Here is a 375-nt window from a genome sequence, read left to right on the forward strand (position 1 = left end):
GTTACATACTTCCACCGTAGGCAACGGTGTTGTAATAGTATTAGAATTTACATTCACAGTTAGAACTGTAGGTGTCACAGCCGTACAGCCATTAGCATCCTCATAATTTACAGAAACCTCATATGGAGATGTTCCATCCCATACTACCGATACACTTGGGTCTGTAGATTCTCCGGTACCAGGTACAATAGAACCACCGTTGACATTCCATGTATAATTTGATTGACTTGTTTGAGTAATATAAGTTTCAGTATCTCCAAAGCACACATTTGATGAACCAGACACAAAAGTGGGTATTGGCAATGGGTTTACAGTAAAAGTAATACTCGCTACATTAGTACAACTACCATCATCCACCTCCACAAAGAAATCATC

Annotated in this window: 1 protein-coding gene; it reads right to left on the minus strand. The window is 39.2% G+C overall.

Annotated features, from left to right (window positions below; translation table 11 throughout):
- The coding region (locus tag E1176_RS20020; protein ID WP_185152448.1) for a hypothetical protein at positions 1 to 375 on the minus strand (375 nt) is incomplete at both ends.

Origin of the sequence: Fulvivirga aurantia (genome assembly GCF_009711475.1) — a bacterium.
Classification (GTDB): Bacteria; Bacteroidota; Bacteroidia; order Cytophagales; family Cyclobacteriaceae; genus Fulvivirga; species Fulvivirga aurantia.